The sequence below is a fragment of the Billgrantia antri genome, assembly GCF_017868935.1.
In the GTDB taxonomy this organism is placed as follows: domain Bacteria; phylum Pseudomonadota; class Gammaproteobacteria; order Pseudomonadales; family Halomonadaceae; genus Halomonas; species Halomonas antri.
This window is the reverse complement of the sequence record NZ_CP053383.1, coordinates 686,321-701,983: the sequence shown is the minus strand read 5'-3', so window position 1 is coordinate 701,983 and position 15,663 is coordinate 686,321. Positions and strand designations below refer to the sequence as shown.

Annotated in this window: 17 protein-coding genes; 8 read left to right on the top strand and 9 right to left on the bottom strand. The window is 63.4% G+C overall.

The window, feature by feature from the left end; genetic code table 11:
- Positions 1-9 precede the first annotated feature (9 nt).
- Positions 10-777, top strand: a complete 768-nt coding sequence (locus HNO53_RS03280) for a VIT1/CCC1 transporter family protein (protein ID WP_242597524.1) — start codon at positions 10-12, stop codon at positions 775-777.
- Positions 778-843: 66 nt separating this feature from the next.
- Here HNO53_RS03280 and HNO53_RS03275 read toward each other — a convergent pair whose 3' ends face one another.
- The gene (locus HNO53_RS03275; RefSeq protein WP_209476218.1) at positions 844-1,461 is read right to left on the bottom strand and encodes a LysE family translocator; all 618 of its coding nucleotides are present in this window, start codon (positions 1,459-1,461) and stop codon (positions 844-846) included.
- Positions 1,462-1,591: 130 nt separating this feature from the next.
- On the opposite strand from HNO53_RS03275, the gene HNO53_RS03270 reads away from it, so the two are divergent.
- Positions 1,592-1,741, top strand: coding sequence for a hypothetical protein (locus HNO53_RS03270; RefSeq protein WP_209476215.1), 150 nt, complete (start codon positions 1,592-1,594; stop codon positions 1,739-1,741).
- Between the two features lie 15 nt (positions 1,742-1,756).
- Here the strand turns inward: HNO53_RS03270 and HNO53_RS03265 are convergent, their stop codons facing one another.
- The 8 genes from HNO53_RS03265 to HNO53_RS03230 all read right to left on the bottom strand — a co-directional run bounded on the left by HNO53_RS03265 (position 1,757) and on the right by HNO53_RS03230 (position 8,596).
- Complete coding sequence (locus HNO53_RS03265; RefSeq protein WP_209476214.1) at positions 1,757-2,545, bottom strand: ion transporter; 789 nt, start codon at positions 2,543-2,545, stop codon at positions 1,757-1,759.
- A 124-nt stretch (positions 2,546-2,669) separates the two neighbouring features.
- Positions 2,670-3,206: a GDYXXLXY domain-containing protein gene (locus HNO53_RS03260; RefSeq protein WP_209476212.1), complete on the bottom strand. Its 537-nt coding sequence runs from the start codon at positions 3,204-3,206 to the stop codon at positions 2,670-2,672.
- Positions 3,203-4,270, bottom strand: coding sequence for a DUF4401 domain-containing protein (locus tag HNO53_RS03255; RefSeq protein WP_209476210.1), 1,068 nt, complete (start codon positions 4,268-4,270; stop codon positions 3,203-3,205). Before HNO53_RS03255 ends, HNO53_RS03260 begins: the two co-directional genes overlap by 4 nt.
- Positions 4,267-5,262: a DUF2157 domain-containing protein gene (locus tag HNO53_RS03250; RefSeq protein WP_209476208.1), complete on the bottom strand. Its 996-nt coding sequence runs from the start codon at positions 5,260-5,262 to the stop codon at positions 4,267-4,269. Before HNO53_RS03250 ends, HNO53_RS03255 begins: the two co-directional genes overlap by 4 nt.
- Before the next feature lie 103 nt (positions 5,263-5,365).
- Positions 5,366-5,851, bottom strand: a complete 486-nt coding sequence (locus tag HNO53_RS03245; protein WP_209476207.1) for a 2-thiouracil desulfurase family protein — start codon at positions 5,849-5,851, stop codon at positions 5,366-5,368.
- A 108-nt stretch (positions 5,852-5,959) separates the two neighbouring features.
- Entirely contained in the window at positions 5,960-6,478 is a 519-nt protein-coding gene (gene luxS, locus HNO53_RS03240; protein ID WP_209476205.1) for an S-ribosylhomocysteine lyase, read from the bottom strand.
- An 88-nt stretch (positions 6,479-6,566) separates the two neighbouring features.
- Positions 6,567-7,475 carry a GTP cyclohydrolase FolE2 gene (gene folE2 / locus HNO53_RS03235; protein ID WP_209476203.1) on the bottom strand — a complete coding sequence of 303 codons (909 nt, stop codon included), beginning with the start codon at positions 7,473-7,475 and terminating at the stop codon, positions 6,567-6,569.
- Positions 7,472-8,596, bottom strand: coding sequence for a CobW family GTP-binding protein (locus HNO53_RS03230; protein WP_209476201.1), 1,125 nt, complete (start codon positions 8,594-8,596; stop codon positions 7,472-7,474). Before HNO53_RS03230 ends, folE2 begins: the two co-directional genes overlap by 4 nt.
- 286 nt (positions 8,597-8,882) lie before the next feature.
- Here HNO53_RS03230 and HNO53_RS03225 point away from each other — a divergent pair, with 286 nt between their 5' ends.
- The 6 genes from HNO53_RS03225 to HNO53_RS03200 all read left to right on the top strand — a co-directional run bounded on the left by HNO53_RS03225 (position 8,883) and on the right by HNO53_RS03200 (position 15,650).
- Positions 8,883-9,881 (top strand): GlxA family transcriptional regulator, encoded by a 999-nt coding sequence (locus HNO53_RS03225; RefSeq protein ID WP_242597523.1) that lies wholly within the window; start codon positions 8,883-8,885, stop codon positions 9,879-9,881.
- A 152-nt stretch (positions 9,882-10,033) separates the two neighbouring features.
- The gene (locus HNO53_RS03220) at positions 10,034-11,017 is read left to right on the top strand and encodes a TRAP transporter substrate-binding protein (protein ID WP_209476199.1); all 984 of its coding nucleotides are present in this window, start codon (positions 10,034-10,036) and stop codon (positions 11,015-11,017) included.
- A gap of 60 nt (positions 11,018-11,077) precedes the next feature.
- Positions 11,078-11,575 (top strand): TRAP transporter small permease, encoded by a 498-nt coding sequence (locus tag HNO53_RS03215; protein WP_209476197.1) that lies wholly within the window; start codon positions 11,078-11,080, stop codon positions 11,573-11,575.
- The gene (locus HNO53_RS03210; protein ID WP_209476195.1) at positions 11,572-12,852 is read left to right on the top strand and encodes a TRAP transporter large permease; all 1,281 of its coding nucleotides are present in this window, start codon (positions 11,572-11,574) and stop codon (positions 12,850-12,852) included. The genes HNO53_RS03215 and HNO53_RS03210 overlap by 4 nt, the downstream gene beginning before the upstream one ends.
- Positions 12,853-12,901: 49 nt before the next feature.
- Entirely contained in the window at positions 12,902-13,918 is a 1,017-nt protein-coding gene (locus HNO53_RS03205; RefSeq protein ID WP_209476193.1) for a proline racemase family protein, read from the top strand.
- A 385-nt stretch (positions 13,919-14,303) separates the two neighbouring features.
- Positions 14,304-15,650 carry an SLC13 family permease gene (locus HNO53_RS03200; RefSeq protein WP_242597522.1) on the top strand — a complete coding sequence of 449 codons (1,347 nt, stop codon included), beginning with the start codon at positions 14,304-14,306 and terminating at the stop codon, positions 15,648-15,650.
- The last annotated feature ends 13 nt before the right edge of the window (positions 15,651-15,663 follow it).

The following is a 15,663-nucleotide window of genomic DNA, read 5'->3' as shown; positions in this document are numbered from 1 at the left end:
ACCCCCATTATGCGGATGGCTGCCATGGCATATGATCGCAAGGATCTCGAGCCTGAACATCGCCCTGAGGCAGTCAAGGCACGTCTGTCTCAACCGCCATCAGCCAACACACTACCTGATGCAGTGCTGGGCGGTATCGATGGCTGCGTCACGACATTTGCCGTCGTTTCAGGCGCTTTCGGTGCCGGCTTCTCCCCTACGGTTGCCCTGGTCCTTGGTTTCGCCAATCTACTCGCCGACGGCTTCAGCATGGCAGTCAGCAACTACGAGGCTTCTCAGGCGCAACAAGAGCATATCGACAGTGTCGCCCGTCGCGAACGTCACCATATCCAGCTCATCCCCGATGGGGAGCGGGAGGAAATTCGTCAGATATTCCGGGCGAAAGGCTTCGAGGGAGAGCTGCTGGAGACAGTGGTCGAGACGCTGACCAACGATCACGATATCTGGGTGGACACCATGCTCAAGGAGGAACACTACCTGCAACCCGTCGGATTGAACCCCCTGCGCGCCGCGTTGACCACCTTCTTCGCTTTTATCGTCGTCGGCGCCATGCCCCTGCTGCCCTATGCCTTACCGGACCTGGATACGGCCATACAGTTCCTGGCAAGCCTCGTCATTGCCGGTGCGATGTTCTTCGGCATCGGAATGCTCAAGAGCCTGGTCTACCAGCGGCCGGTGTTGCGATCCGGAATCCGTACCCTGCTGATGGGAGGCGCCGCTGCCGGCCTCGCCTTCCTCAGCGGGCACCTGGCACATGCACTATTCGGCCTGGGTTAAGTGCATGCAGAGTATGCCAAGACTACCACGGCTCCCCTTCCCCGAGCCGTTCCAACTCGCCAGTTCTTACCCCTTGGCGATCAGGAAGGCGCCGGCAGCGGCCATCAGGGTGCCTGCAGAGCGGTTGGCGCCTTTCATGGCGCGCTTGGTCTGCAGGAAACGCCGTGCGCTCGAGGCACCGGAGGCTACCAGCATCAGCCCCGCCATCAGGCTGACGAAGGTGAGCCCGACCACCAGCACCATGTCGTGGGAAGCCAGGGCGGTGAGATCGATAAAGGTGGGAAGGAAGGCGATGTAGAAGAGAATCACCTTGGGGTTGGAGGCGGAGATCAGAAAGCCCTGCAGGAAACCCTTCACGGCATCCCCACGCTGCAGCTCGGGCGCCAGCGGCCCGGTCTCGACCGGGGCGGTCCACATCTTCCAGCCCAGGTAGAGCAGGTAAGCGGCACCAAGGTAGCGAATTACCGTGAAGGCCTCGCTCCAGTTCTCGGCGATGGCCGCCAGGCCGTAGAAAGCCAACAGCAGGTAGAGCAGGTCGCTGAGGGTCATGCCCAGCGCCAGCGGCACGCAGACCCGCGCGCCGGAGGCCATGCCTCGCGCCAGCAGAGCGAACACTCCGGGCCCGGGGGTCACGGCGAAGACGAAGATGGCCACGATATAGAGCAGCGCGCTTTCAAGGGGCATGGGTTTCCTACCTGAGTCGAGGAGGGACGAATGCCATCATGCAACAGCGGCGACCGGCATGCCATCGTCACTCGTTTGCCACCTTCCTCCGCTAGCGTCGGCCAGAACCCTCTTCGGCAGGAGCCCCTGGATGACGCGACCCAAGCGCGAACCGCTCAGTGAGGCGGAGCTCGAGTTTCTGGTCGAGTTGGCCAACGGCAACGCCCTGGCCCGTCAGCGCCGCCGCGAGCGCGAACGTCAGCGCGCTATCCGTCGACGTCGGTACGATACACGGCGGTGAGGCACAGTGAAGCTACTACCGCTCCACCTCTCCAGCGCCATGTCGGCGTTCTGGTTGGTGGTCCTTGCTCTGAAAAACATCGCTGAAAGCCGCGGCGAGAATACCCGTGGGCATGGCGATGATGCCGATACCGGCCACCGCGGTGATACCGGCAAACACCTTCCCCAGAGGCGTGATGGGCGTGACATCACCGTAGCCCACCGTGGTGAGGGTAGCGATACTCCACCACAATGCCCGCGGCACGCTGCCGAAGGCTTTGGGCTGGTCGGCAGCCTCCACCACGTAGAGACAGGCCGCGGAAATCAATAGCAACAGGCCCGCCACACCGACGCTGAGCAGCAGCTCGTAGCTGCGGGCATGCAGGGCCTCGGCCAGCGCAGACCAGGCTCGGCTGAAACGCCCCAGCCTAGCGAGACGCAAGATACGCAGCACGCGCATCATGCGCAGCAGGAACACATTGTTGAAAGGCAGGAATGCCAGGAAGAACGGCAGGATTGCGAGCAGATCGATCAGCGCCCAAAAGGAAAACACGTAGCGGATGCGGCCCGAGATACCCCGGTAGCGGGGCTCCTCCCCGGCGGCATACAGCCGGCATCCGTATTCGGCGAGAAAGAGCGCGACGAAGACAGCTTCGATAGCGAAGAACAGATCCGGTGCCGCCTGGCGCAAAGTCGGCTCGGTTTCTAGCACGGCCATCAGGGACGCCAGCAGAATCAGCACGCAGACGACCCGATTGATCGGCGACAACCCCGAGTCGGGCCAAGCCCCCGGCGTCAGTTGGCGATGGAGCCTCTCACGCAGCAAGGCAAACCTCCTGTTAGCTGAATGGGATGCGTGACCTTATACCATCGCTGCCGGGAATGGCTTCCCTCGCCGTTGCCATGTTTCAACGCAGACGGCCGGAGCAGGTGCGAGCGCTGGCGAGTTCTTAACGCGCCATGTCTCCCAGCTTCTCCAGCTCGTCGTCATGCAGGGAAACGAGTAAAGGTTCGCCGCGTTCGTTGACGCGGAACTGACCATAACGGGCGGACTCGTAGCGCTCGGCATGGCCCTCCTGAAAGAAGAAAGCGTCGGTGGCCAAGCGGACCCGGCCGTTGCGCACCCGGTAGCGCAGGCGCATCTCGTCGGCAGCAAGGGAATCGTTGCTCGCGCCCAGACGCTGGAAATGCGCGACGCGCTGCGCATCCAGGCTCACGATCACAAGACCATCGGCGGCCTGCGGTTCGCCGCTCTCCCTGCGCTGCGCATAGTGCGCCTCGCGGATGCGGTTGGCGATCTCGAAGTTGAGAGCCATGTAGTCGCCCTGCAGCAGTGAGCGCGGATCCACTGGCGCCAGTTCCAGATACACCACCTCACCTTCGGCCAAGTGACGCTCCTTGGCCCAGATGCTCCAGTTGACCAGCGCCAGGATCAGCACGGTAGCGATGACCACTACGACCCTGTCGAGCCTGGCTGTCGCGATCATTGGCCCGCCCCTTCCGCTTCACCGGCCCGCCAGCCGCGCCGCATGACCCAGCGGATCGTCAGTAGCACCACGCCGAGGGCGAACAGCGTCATTGCCTTGGTCAGCAAGGTCGCCTCGAGCCAGTAATAGTAGTTCGAAATCGAGAGCAGCAGCAGTAGCCCCCCAAACCCCATGACCAGACGATTGCCGATAGCGAAACCCAGCACGACCACCACGGCGCCATGGCTCAGGCCATGAGCCTGGAGCGAGAGCAGCATCAGCACCGCCACGGCACCGAAGGCCGCCAAGCGAACGGATGAAGCGATCGCGCCGGCATGGCGCTGAAAGACGTACCGAAGCAGCAACAACAGCGCCAACATTCCCAGGGCATCTCCCACCCAGGGCTCTAGCCAGCCCAAGCCGGTTACTTGGTAGTAGCGCCCCGTGAGCAGTGACTGCCCGTGATACCCCGTGACCTGGATGGCCAGCAGCCCAAGCAGCAGGCCATAGCCCAGCGCCTGCAGCTGGCGCATATAGGCCGGCAAGCGAAACTCGTTGAGCCACAGGACACTCAGTGAGAACAACACCAGGCCTCCGGCGAGCGAAGGCAACGAGATGCCTTCCATCAAGGCGAGATAAAGTGCCAGGCTCGCCGCGAAGGCCGAAAAGGTGCGATGCGTGAGGCTTGGCATGACCAGGGCGAGCGCAGCCTGCAGCACCACCAGCGACCACCAGAGGCCGACCGTCGAGCCCTCCAACAAGGCGGCAATGGCCCAGGCCACCAGCAGTTGCCCCGCCAGACTCGCGGCCAGCGCCAGGTGCTCGACGAAGTCACCTTTCGTCCCCCGCAGCAGCGCAAAGGCACCCGTGATCATCACCAGCCCCAGCATGGCGGCGACCACGCTGGTGTCGAGCACGAACACCGCGCCCATGGCGATGAAGCCGAGCAGAAACAGGGCCGCCAGCCAGCCCGAAAACGCCTGCAGGGCGCGCACGAACCAGGGCGTCTCGAGTGCCGGCTCGCCCTCGTCTTCCGACACCGCAATGCCAGCCTGGTCAAGTCTCTCCTTGAGTGAAGGCATCATGACGACATCTCCGCATGCAGCCGCTTGAGCCAGAAGGCGGCTGCTGCTCCCAACTCCAGCACCACCACGGCCAAGACCAGGAAGCCAGCCGTCTCGGCGTGCCACAGCAGGTGTCGGGCAAGAAAGAACGTGACGACCGTAATGACCGACAGGCAGCCCCCCGCCAGCATGAACAGGTCGGCTCGCCAATGGCGGTAGATGGCGTAGAGGGCCGCCAACCAGACCGGATAGACCAGCACGGCAGGCGTGAGGCCGGCCCAGTCATCGAGAATGATGGTGATCATGAGCAGGGTCAGGGGGATGCCGCCGCCCAGCGCCAACAGGCGCGTGGCCCACCCTGCCGACAGCCAGCGCCAACGCCGCGCGCCCAGCTCCCATAGCGCCAGCGCCACGGTATTGAGCGCGAACAGCCCCCACAGGGCGGCGGTGTCGCTGGTGAACGGGAGGCCAAATGCCCCACCCCATGTGCGGAAGTAGAGCGCCAGCGAAAGATTGAGCAACCCCAGCCACAGCACCCAGAGCGCATCGAAGCGCGCCACCAGCGTCCAGGGCAACATCAGCACGGCCCAGAAGAAGAACAGCTGCCACGGATCGGTACCGGTCTGGTAGACCTGACCAAACAGCGCCAACAGCACGCCCAGCAGCAACGAAGCCGCCATGAGTGCCGCCCGAGCCACCAGGTTATCCTTTTCGCCGCGCCCTACGGCCCACCAGTAGATGCCGATGGCCACTACCAGCGCTACCTGCACCAGTCCGAAGCGCAGCCAACGTCCCATCGCGGCCCAGTTGTAGGCGATGAGAAACAGCAGTCCGCAAGCCAGCGCCAGCGTACCCAACCACAGCAGCAGCCGATCCAGGAATACCCCCCAAGCCCGCCCCGAAGGGTGCAGCCCGGAAAGCGCGACTGCCCGCGCCACCTGCTCACGCGGTATGGCGCCCCGCTCGATCAATGCCGTCAGTTGACGGCGAATGTTGAGCCTCTCACTACTCATGGTCAGGCTCCACGATGAGATAGGCCTGGTAGGGATGATCGGCTTTGTGGGATAGAGCAGCTTGAGCCAACGAGCCCTGACCAAGGGCGTGATATATCGCGCATCACAGTTCCTTGATGGTCCGCCATGCATCGACGATTTCGTGCTGACCGTACACCCGAACCCCGTGTTGGCGAAGCAGCGCCGCGGTGACACCGGCACCGGCCCTTTTCACTCCCGAGAAACTGCCATCGTAGATCTGCGTGCTGCCGCAGGAGGGGCTGTGTTCGGTCAGAACCGCTACCTTGATGTCATGCTCCCGGCACAACTGGAGCGCCAGCGAAGCGCCCTGCCGAAACACCTCGGTGAGATCGGTACCGTCGCGATCGACGACCTGCGCCGAACCGGTGAGTACCCCCCCCCCATCGCCGGCGATAATCTCGGCGGGCGGCCTCGGCGTAGGCAGGCCGGCATCAACCTCGGGGCATACCGATACCACCCGACCCTCGGCCTGCCACTGCGCCAGGATCTCCGAGGCAAGGCTCTTGGCACCGCCATCGTAGCGTACCCGCCTGCCCAGCAGGCACGCGCTGACCAGCACCTTCTCCATTGCCCCTCCCGTTTCGCGACACCTCGTTGTCTTCTGCCTGCCTACTTTAGCGAATTCCGCAAAGAAAAAACCCGCCTCTTGGGCGGGTCACGAGACTCTCGCTATGCGTCAATGGTTGCCCAGCGACTTCAGCTTATCTTCACTCAGGGTGATCTCTTCGTTCCTGTTGACCCCGACGCCACGCTCGATGATGCAGCGAGCGATCTCCTGGGCTTCTTCCAGGGAGTGCATCACGAAGGTACCGCACTGGTACTCATTGAGTTCCGGGATGTCTTCCATCCGCTTGACGTCGAGCACGTCCTGCATCGCCGCCAGCCAAGCTTCGCTGACGCGCTCTTCGCTGGGGTTGCCCAGCAGGCTCATGTAGAACCCCGTGCGGCAGCCCATCGGTGAGATATCGATGATCTCGACGTCCTTGCCGTTCAGGTGATTGCGCATGAACCCAGCGAACAGATGCTCCAGGGTGTGAATGCCCTTCTCACCCATCATGTCTTCGTTCGGCTTGTTGAAGCGTAGATCGAACACCGTGATGGTATCGCCGGAGGGCGTCTGCATGGTCTTGGCGACGCGAACCGCCGGGGCGTTCATGATCGTGTGGTCGACGGTAAAGCTATCAAGTAGAGGCATGTTCAGTCCTGTGTCGATCGGGTTCGCCGAAACCCCCATGGTAGCATGGGTTGCCCGCCGGCCCGGAACCGACGCTGACCGCCTCCCGTCATGCGCACCCAGCTGACTCGCCCCAGTTCCACTCGCTGCGCGCCACGGCGTCGTGGGCATGCAGGCTTTCGGCGTGCACCACGCGTAGCCGGAAGCCATCGATGCCGGGCTGCTCGCGCAGCGCCTGGTGCAGGCGGCGCGCGGCATCCTCACAGAACATCAGGTTCTGGCCGTTGGCCAGGGCAAAGGCCTGCTCGTCGATCCGCTTCACCGCCGTTTGCAGCGCGGTGCCCAGCGCCCGCTCGGTGCGACCGACCAGCGCAATCAGCGGCAGCTCGTCCTGATCGTTAGCGAGCTGCACCGAGAGGTGCGCCTGGCTGCGCTGGCTGTGGGGCGTGGCCAGAATGCCCTGTTCGCTGCCGAGCCAAGCGCGCACCGCCTCGCGGCTGACCGGCATGTCGGTGAAATCCTCGTCAAAGGCCTGCTGGATCAGCTGTCGCGCCAGAGCGGCCGAGCAGGGGCAGGTGGAGGAGTAGCCCACCGTGAGATCGAGGGTGGCCACAAAACCACGCTCGTCGCGCCGGCAGCGCAGGGCGAAGGGATAGCGCTTCCAGCCCGCCAGGGGGCTGATCAGCGCCGGTCGCTTGAGCATCGCCTCGCCGCTGAGATCGAGAAAGGCACCTTGCGAGAGCCCCTGATGGCTGTCGAGGAAGGCCTCCAGCACCGCCGCCACGCGCGCCAGCGAAATCTCGCGCGACTCGAGTTCGGCCAGGGCCAGGTAGAGACGAGACATGTGGATGCCCCGCGCGGTGGGGTCGTCCAGGCTGACCCCCGCCGAAGCGTATCCGGTGATACCCTGGCCGACCACCTGCAGCGGCAGGGCGATATTCTCCATTCCGACCCAGCTCAAGGTGCCGAGACGAGAGGCAGGAGCCATGGCGATATCTTCCAATGCCAACCGATTCATCGGGAGACTCCTTGCGCGTTGAAGGATGAAAGGTGGTTCTCAGCTGCGCGACCGGGCTGAAAATAGTCGAACAGCTGCGCGACCGCCTCGGGCGCTACGCCGTTAGTAATGAACACAAAGCGTGAGATACCGTCGCTACAGGCCTCGACCGGCAGCGGCTCCGGTGGGTGAAAGATGTGCTGCACGCCGTGCAGGGCCAACGGCTGCTCTCGCCCGGCAATCTTCACGATGGCCTTCACCCGCAGGATCTTCTCGCCCAGCAGTGACATCAACAGGTCCAGCCAGTCCTCGAGGACGTCAGGCGCGATGGGCTCCTCCACGGTGAAACAGAACGAGCGGATCTGTTCGCCATGCCGGCTGAGAACCGGCCCGGATTGAGGCGTCAGCATCGAGACCAGGGTGCCGGCAGAAGACGGCGTCATGCCCACCGTGGGCCATACCTGAGCATAGGAGGCCGCGCTCAGCCAATGGTCCGCCTGTTGGCGCTGTGCCGAGAGGCCCTCTCCGGTGAGCCGTTCGGCCGCTATCCCGCCATGACTCACTTGCACTTGCTCGGCAGCTGGATTGATCCGAGCCAAATGGCCGGCAAGCCGAGACAGTTGCGCCTCGTCCACCAGATCGGCCTTGGTGATCAACAGCCGGTCGGCGACGGCAGCCTGACGCTGCGACTCGCGATGGGCATTGAGCGTCGAAACGCCGCTGGCGGCATCCACCAGACAAATCACACCATCCAGGTACAGACGATGGGCCAGCCAGTAGTCGATCATCAGGGTGTGCAGGATGGGAGAGGGGTCGGCGAGTCCGGTGGTTTCGATGATCACGCGCGAGAAGGGCTCGCCGCCCGCTCGCTCGATCGCATCGAAGGTCTTCTGCACGGTACGGCTCAGATCACCGCGTATGGTGCAGCACAGGCAGCCGCTGCTCATCTCCACCACGCTGTGCTCGTCGCCTTCGGCGACCAGACGGTGATCGAGCCCGATGTCGCCGAACTCGTTGATCACCACCAGTGCATCCTTCATCGCGGGCTGACGCACCAATTGGTTGAGCAGGGTGGTCTTGCCGCTGCCGAGGAAGCCGGTCAGCACGGTAACGGGAATCAGGTCGTGGGTATCTGGACTCATGGGAAAAGCACCGTAACGAGGTAAGACGAACCAGTGAAACCGCCTTGCCTGGAGTATGAATGGACGGTTCATATACACATAATGTTATATCATAACAATTATTGCTTTTCGATGGCTGCCGACCCCCTAGCCGCAGACTTGAGTTCTTGGCTTACCAGGTAGGGTACGACCGAGAAGGCCCATCCTAGGCGGAGCCTACTTGGTCGGCACCGATAGGCTCGAAGATCGCCGGGCAGCGGCGCATACTTATGGGCACGTATCGTCGCTCCATCGAGACGAGGCCTGAATGTACCAGTCCCCACAACCGCCACTGCGTGTCGGCTTCATCCTGCTGCCCCGGTTTACGCTGAATGCCTTCGCCGGATTCATCGATTCGCTGCGCCTGGCCGCCGACAAGGGCGGACGCAGCCGGCAGATTCACTGCAGCTGGCAGATCATGGGGCCCGGGCCGGTGACGTCCAGTTGCGGCCTGGAGGCGACGCCGCAGACCCCCTATCGCGATCCGAGCCACTTCACTCATATCGCCGTGTGCGGTGGCAACAATTATCTCGATCCGCATGAGGACAAGGCGCTTAGCGAGTATTTGAAGGAAGCCTGCAAGCAGGGCGTCAAGCTGGTCGGAGTCTGCACCGGCACCTTCGCCATCGCCCGCGCCGGACTGCTCAAGGGCCAGCGGGTGTGCGTTCACTGGAACGTGATCAACGACTTCCGCCGTCAGTTTCCCCAGATCGACGCCACGCCCGACCGGCTGTTTCTCGAATCGGTACGCGTCATCACCTGCGCCGGCTCATCGGGGGCCACCGACATGGCGCTGCACCTGATACGTCGCGAATGCGGGCCGGACAAGGCCCAGCAGGCCATTCGCCACATGATCCTCAACGGAATGCGCACTTCCAACTCGCCGCAGACCCACTTCTTCGAGGCCATTCAGGAGATACGCGACGAGCGGGTCAGGGTCGCCGTGTTGACCATGGAACAGTCACTCAACACGCGCCTGGACAGCCAGGCCCTGGCCGAGCGCATCAACCTCAGTCCGCGCCAGCTCGACAGGTTGTTTCAGCAGGAAATGGGCACCACGCCCATGCGTTACTTCAAGACCATGCGTCTGCGCTACGCCGAATGGTTGCTGCAACATACCGACGGCTCGATCGCAGAGATCGCCGCCGAGTGCGGCTTTTCCGATGCTTCCCACCTGGCACGTGATTTTCAGGCCCGCTACCACTACAGCCCCAAGCAGTCGCGCCGCAAGGGGCTGGGCAACCAGGTTAGCGCCCAGGCTTCCTGAAGCCGGCGGATCGGACAGCGCGCGTCCGATATTTACTCTTTCTTGTCCGTTTTCTTCTATAAGCGGCCAGCGCTCGACCCTACCCTAGAAGCACGTGTTCGTTCACCCAGTGACACGACTCCCCTATATACAACAACCCATGGAGCGTCACCATGAAGTGCAAACTCCCGCGTCTCCTTACAGCCGTGGCAGTGGGCCTCGGCATTGCCGGTTCCGCGACGGCCGCCGACCTTGAGCTACGCGCCGCGACGATCGGCAGCCAGCAGGGCATCCAGATGGCCGGCCTCAACGCACTCGCCAGTCACGTGGCCGAAGCCACCGCTGATGGCGTCGAGGTCCGGCTGTTCCACTCCGGCGCCCTGGGCGACCAGGTCAGCAACATCGAATCCCTGGACACCCGCACGCTCGATATCGCCACCATCGAAACGCCGATAACCACCATCGACGAGGACATGGGCATTCTCTCGCTGCCCTATCTGTTCCGCGATCGCGACCATGTCGCCAGCGTGCTCGGTGGCGAGATCGGCGATGCCCTGAAGCAGCGGTTGCAGGAGCAGGGTTACCGCATCATCGGCTTCTACGAGGGCGGCTTCCGACACATCACCAACAACCGCCGCGCCATTGAAACGCCGGACGACCTGAGCGGCCTGCGCATCCGCACCCCCGGCAGCCGCCAGCGGGTGGAGATGTTCAACGCCTATGGCGCAAACGCTTCGCCGCTGCCCTACCCGGAACTCTACTCGGCGCTGCAGACCGGCGTCTTCGATGGCCAGGAGAACCCGCTGGTTGAGGTCGAGGCCAGCCGCTTCTACGAAGTGCAGGATTACCTCTCGCTGTCGGGTCACGTCTATACCGTGGGCTTCCTGCTGATGAACGAGGCGCGCTTCCAGGACCTGCCCGACGAGGTGCAGCAAGCATTGCTGGAAGGCGGACAGAAGGCCTTCGAAGCCACCGCCGACTTCGGCGAGCGCGCCGACCAGAGCGTCATCGAGCTGGTCGAGCAGAATGGCATGCAGGTCAACGAAGTCGATATCGATGCCTTCATCGAAGCGTCCCAGCCGCTGTGGGAACGCTTCACCCAGGACATGTCGGATGAAGCGCGCGAGCTGGTACAGCGCATCGCTGAGCATCCCTGAGCCTCACCGTGTTAGCCCGGCGGGCCGCCCCGGCCTGCCCCTTCCCTGCAGGAGCCTCCCATGCTTGATCGTTTTTTCGAAGCGGTCGCGGCACTGCTGTTGTCTGCCATCACCCTGCTCGCCCTGGCGGCCGTGGTTGCGCGCTACCTACTCAATGCCTCGCTGTCCTGGAGCGCCGAGGTGCTGGTGGGCCTGTTAGTCTACGTGACCTTCTTCTGCGGTTACCTGGCGCTGCGCAAAGGGACACATCTGCGTATCGATGTGGTGGCCGCCTGCCTGCCCGCCCGCGGCCAATGGATTCTGTTCTTCCTCAACCAGGCACTAATCGGCTTGGTCTGCGTGGTCATGGTGGTGTGGGGGGTGGAACAGACCCTGACCTTCTCCCACCGCACCACCCTGATGCTGGGCGCCCCCCAGTGGATGTTCTATGCCGCCGTGCCCATCTCCGGCGTGGGCATGCTGCTGGAGCTGATTCGCCAATGCCTTGCCGCCACAAAGGCCGGGGCGCCTCCCTATGAGGCTGCCCGGCAAGCCGAGCTGGAGGAGAGTACCTCATGATCCTACTTGCCATCCTTCTCGCCCTGCTCACCTTGATCGGCCTGGCCATGCCCATCGCCTTCGCGCTGACCCTGGTCTCGATCGCCGTGCTGGCCTTCTCCGGTGTCGACATGCTGGTCCTGGTGCAACGCCTCTACCGTGGCACCGAATCGTTCCCGCTGCTGGCCGTTCCGCTGTTCATCCTGGCCGGCCAGATCATGAACCACAGCGGTATCTCGGCGCGCCTGATCGACCTGGCCCGCGCCCTGGTCGGCGCCATTCGCGGCGGTCTGGCGGCGGTGAACATCCTGACCTCGATGTTCTTTGCCGGCATGAGCGGCACCTCGATGTCCGATACCGCGGCGGTAGGCGGCGTGATGATCCCGCAGATGATCAAGCGCGGCTATTCGGCCTCGTTTACCGCTGCGGTCACGGCCTCGTCCTCAACCATCGGCATCATCATTCCGCCCAGCGTGCCCATGGTCCTGCTCAGCGCCTACATGGGTCTCTCGACCGGTGCGCTGTTCGCCGCCGGTCTGATCGCCGGTGCGCTCACCGCCCTCGGCCTGATCCTGATGGCCTGGTGGATCTCGGTAAAGCGGGTATATCCCATCGAGTCCGCCTTCTCTCTGGGCGAGCTGGGCCGCACCTTCGTCGGCGCCCTGCCGGCCCTGATGATGCCGATCATCATTCTGGGCGGCATCCTGGGCGGCATCTTCACGCCCACCGAAGCTTCCGCGGTAGCGGTCGCCTACGGCGTGGTGGCCGGCATGCTGCTCTACCGCTCGCTTTCGCTTCGCGCTCTCTATCTCGCGCTGGTGGAGAGCGCCGTGCTCACCGGGGCAGTGATGTTCGTGACCGCCGCGGCGCATACCCTAGGCTACACCTTCACCTACCAGAGCCTGGGCCAGTTGATTCTCGGTCCCATTGCGACCCTCGACATGGGTCCGATCGGCTTCCTGCTGATCCTGAGCCTGGTATTGATCATTGCCGGCACCTTCCTCGATGGCATCGCCATGATGTTCATCGTGGTGCCGCTGTTCCTGCCCAGCGTGCAGCTGCTCGGCATCGATCCGCTGCAGTTCGCCATGGTGGTGATCCTGTGCTGGGGCATCGGCCAGCAGACACCGCCCGTGGGCGCCGCGCTATTCATCACCAGCGTGATCTCCAAGGTCGATGTGATTCGCATCACCTACGCCAACTTGCCCTTCATCGCCGTGATGCTGTTCGTGCTGCTCGCCGTGATCGTCTGGCCGGAAGGCATCGTCATGAGCGTACCCCGCTGGCTCGGTCTCTAGCCGTGCACTGCGTACCCAACCCCCAACGCCATAGCCACAGGAAGTTCCAATGAACAACCAGCAGTTTCTCGACGTGATCTACACCCATACCGAAGGCGAGCCGACCTGCATCGTGCATGGCGGCATCCCCTATCCCTTCGGCGGCGACATCCTCGACAAGCGCCGCTACCTCCAGCAGCACCACGACCATGTGCGCACCAGCCTGATGCGCGAACCGCGCGGCCACCAGCACATGTTCGGCGTGTTTCTCACTCCGCCCTCCGATGCCGATCACGACGCCGGCATGCTGTGGATCGACGGCGAGCAGTTCGTCGACATGTGCGGCCACGGCACCATCGCACTCTCCATGGCCATGGTCGCCCATCGCCTGGCGCCGCCGCCACAGGAGAACGGTCTCACCCGCATTCGCTTCGAGACCACCGCCGGCACCGTGGTCTCCGAGGTGAAGGCCGATGCCGACAAGGTACACTGGACGCGTTTCGAGAACGTGCCCGCCTTCGTTATGGAGCAGGACATCCCGGTCGAAGTGCCTGGCCTCGGCACGCTCAAGGCCGACCTGGTCTTCGGCGGCAACTTCTTCGCCATCATCCGAATACCTTCCGACAAGCAGCCCATCTATCCGGAAAACGGCAGCTACTTCTCCCACGCCGGCCAAGCCGTCAAGGCCGAGCTCAACGCTCGCATGGAAATTCGTCACCCGACCCATCCGCACATCAACGGCTTGAACTTCGTCACCTTCTGGCACGAGGGCTCGCAGCCGGATTCGCTCTACCGCAACGTGCACGTGTTCTCAGACGGCAAGCTCGACCGCTCGCCCGGCGGCACCGGCACCAGTGCGATGATGGCCATGTTCCATGCCCGCAATGAGCTGAAAGTGGGACGCTCCATCCACTCCGAGGGCCTGCTCGGCAGCGGCCGCTTCACCGGGGAGATTCTCGGCGAGACGGAAATCGGCGGCTACCGGGCCATCCGCCCCAGCGTTCAGGGCACCGCCGAGCTGATCGGCTACGCCAAGTGGCTGATCGACGCACGCGACCCGGTCGGTCGCGGGTTCGTTATCCGTTGATCGAGGGATACACAACGACGCTCAATGCCGCCCTGGCTAGCCAGGGCGGCATTGTCATGCCTGGAAGAGCTTGGTAACTGCACCCACGTCAGGCTGCTGTTGCAGAGTGGGGGGCGCGCGCCTTCACCACCAAGAAAGCCATGGCTCGTACCCGGTGCGAGTATCGAGTGCGCGAACTCAGACCACCTCTCATTTTTCTGATAGCTGCCCTCCGTACAAACGATTGGATGCCTGACGACGCCACTGGGTAGACTCGCCTGACAGGTCCCGAATGGAGGCGGTGATTTACATGGCAGACCCCGTACAGGCTCCTACCCAGCATGATCGATCCTCAATATCCGATCGGGCTCGTTCATTAAGTATTCCCACATGGCGCGTCATTGGCGTGCTCGTCGCCACCGGGTGTGCCGGCGGCCTACTCTCCCTGCACCTGCCGCTGCCGATGGCGGGCACTGCGGCGCTCGTCATCTTCTGCATAGGCCTGTGGGCAACGGCGGCCGTGCCGGAATACTGGCCAGCACTCGCCTTCTTCCTGATCGCCACCCTGTTCCAGTTGGCGCCAGCCGAAACGGTCTTCTCCGGCTTTCACTCCTCGACCTTCTGGCTGTTCTTCGGGGGGATCGTGCTTGGCATCGCCATTCAACATACGGGCCTGGGCCAGCGTATCGCGCAGCTGCTTTCCAGTCGCCTTGGCGACACCTATGCCGGGATGATCTCAAGAATCACGCTGGCGGGACTGGCACTGGCTTTCATCATTCCCTCCTCGATGGCCCGGATCTTTCTACTGCTCCCACTGATCATGGCGCTGGCCGATCGCTTCGGCTATCACTCCGGCTCGAACGGCAGAACGGGCATGTTGATCGCTGCCGTGTTCGGTACCTGGGCCCCCGCGTTCAGCATCCTCCCCTCCAATGCCCCCAACATGATCCTTTCCGGCATGGCAGAAAACCTCTACGGTGAGGAGTTCTCGTACGGCGACTATTTGATCCTGCACTTCCCCATTCTTGGCCTCATGAAAGCCGCGGCCGTGGCGCTCCTGGCGCTTTGGATGTTTCCCGACCGGGCCCCCATCGCCATTGACGCTGAAGCTCGGCACGCCCCCTCTCCCATGAGCGGCGCGGAGCAGCGACTCGTCGGCGTGCTCTTCGCCTGCATCCTTCTGTGGCTGACCGATGGTCTGCACGCGATTTCACCGGGCTGGATTGGCCTAGGAGCGGCGCTCTATTGCCTGTTGCCAGCGTCGCGCCTCACACCCGGCAAATGCATCAACGAACAGGTCAACTACGGGTCGCTGTTTTTCGTGGCGGGGATCATTGGGCTAGGGGCGGTCATTTCGGCGACGGGGTTGGGCGAGGCCGTCATTGCCTGGACGGGGCGCTACGTGGCCTTCACGCCCGACCGACCGTTCGGGAGTGCCCTGGCATTGACGGCCATTTCCACCCTATTCGCGATAGTGGTCAGCCTGCCCGGCGTGCCCGCCATCATGACTCCCGCTGCGGCCAGCTTGGCCGATGCCACCGGACTCTCGCTGATGGCCGTGCTGATGACCCAGGTGCTCGCTTTCTCCAACGTGCTGCTGCCTTATCAGGCGCCTCCGCTCCTGGCCGCCCTGCAGATGGCCCAACTGCCGCTGGCGGCGATGACCAAGTTCTGCCTGGCGTTGTTCGCGGTCGGCGTCGTGGCCCTGGTGCCGCTGGCAATAGCCTGGTGGTTCGTGCTTGGCTTACTCTGACGGTCGGTGCCAC

What these genes read in the sequence shown, in the direction of transcription:
- HNO53_RS03280 (WP_242597524.1), top strand. Translation starts at nt 10, where the DNA reads ATGCGGATGGCTGCCATGGCATATGATCGCAAGGATCTCGAGCCTGAA.
- HNO53_RS03275 (WP_209476218.1), bottom strand. Translation starts at nt 1,461, where the DNA reads ATGCCCCTTGAAAGCGCGCTGCTCTATATCGTGGCCATCTTCGTCTTC.
- HNO53_RS03270 (WP_209476215.1), top strand. Translation starts at nt 1,592, where the DNA reads ATGACGCGACCCAAGCGCGAACCGCTCAGTGAGGCGGAGCTCGAGTTT.
- HNO53_RS03260 (WP_209476212.1), bottom strand. Translation starts at nt 3,206, where the DNA reads ATGATCGCGACAGCCAGGCTCGACAGGGTCGTAGTGGTCATCGCTACC.
- HNO53_RS03255 (WP_209476210.1), bottom strand. Translation starts at nt 4,270, where the DNA reads ATGATGCCTTCACTCAAGGAGAGACTTGACCAGGCTGGCATTGCGGTG.
- HNO53_RS03250 (WP_209476208.1), bottom strand. Translation starts at nt 5,262, where the DNA reads ATGAGTAGTGAGAGGCTCAACATTCGCCGTCAACTGACGGCATTGATC.
- HNO53_RS03245 (WP_209476207.1), bottom strand. Translation starts at nt 5,851, where the DNA reads ATGGAGAAGGTGCTGGTCAGCGCGTGCCTGCTGGGCAGGCGGGTACGC.
- luxS (WP_209476205.1), bottom strand. Translation starts at nt 6,478, where the DNA reads ATGCCTCTACTTGATAGCTTTACCGTCGACCACACGATCATGAACGCC.
- folE2 (WP_209476203.1), bottom strand. Translation starts at nt 7,475, where the DNA reads ATGAATCGGTTGGCATTGGAAGATATCGCCATGGCTCCTGCCTCTCGT.
- HNO53_RS03230 (WP_209476201.1), bottom strand. Translation starts at nt 8,596, where the DNA reads ATGAGTCCAGATACCCACGACCTGATTCCCGTTACCGTGCTGACCGGC.
- HNO53_RS03225 (WP_242597523.1), top strand. Translation starts at nt 8,883, where the DNA reads ATGTACCAGTCCCCACAACCGCCACTGCGTGTCGGCTTCATCCTGCTG.
- HNO53_RS03220 (WP_209476199.1), top strand. Translation starts at nt 10,034, where the DNA reads ATGAAGTGCAAACTCCCGCGTCTCCTTACAGCCGTGGCAGTGGGCCTC.
- HNO53_RS03215 (WP_209476197.1), top strand. Translation starts at nt 11,078, where the DNA reads ATGCTTGATCGTTTTTTCGAAGCGGTCGCGGCACTGCTGTTGTCTGCC.
- HNO53_RS03210 (WP_209476195.1), top strand. Translation starts at nt 11,572, where the DNA reads ATGATCCTACTTGCCATCCTTCTCGCCCTGCTCACCTTGATCGGCCTG.
- HNO53_RS03205 (WP_209476193.1), top strand. Translation starts at nt 12,902, where the DNA reads ATGAACAACCAGCAGTTTCTCGACGTGATCTACACCCATACCGAAGGC.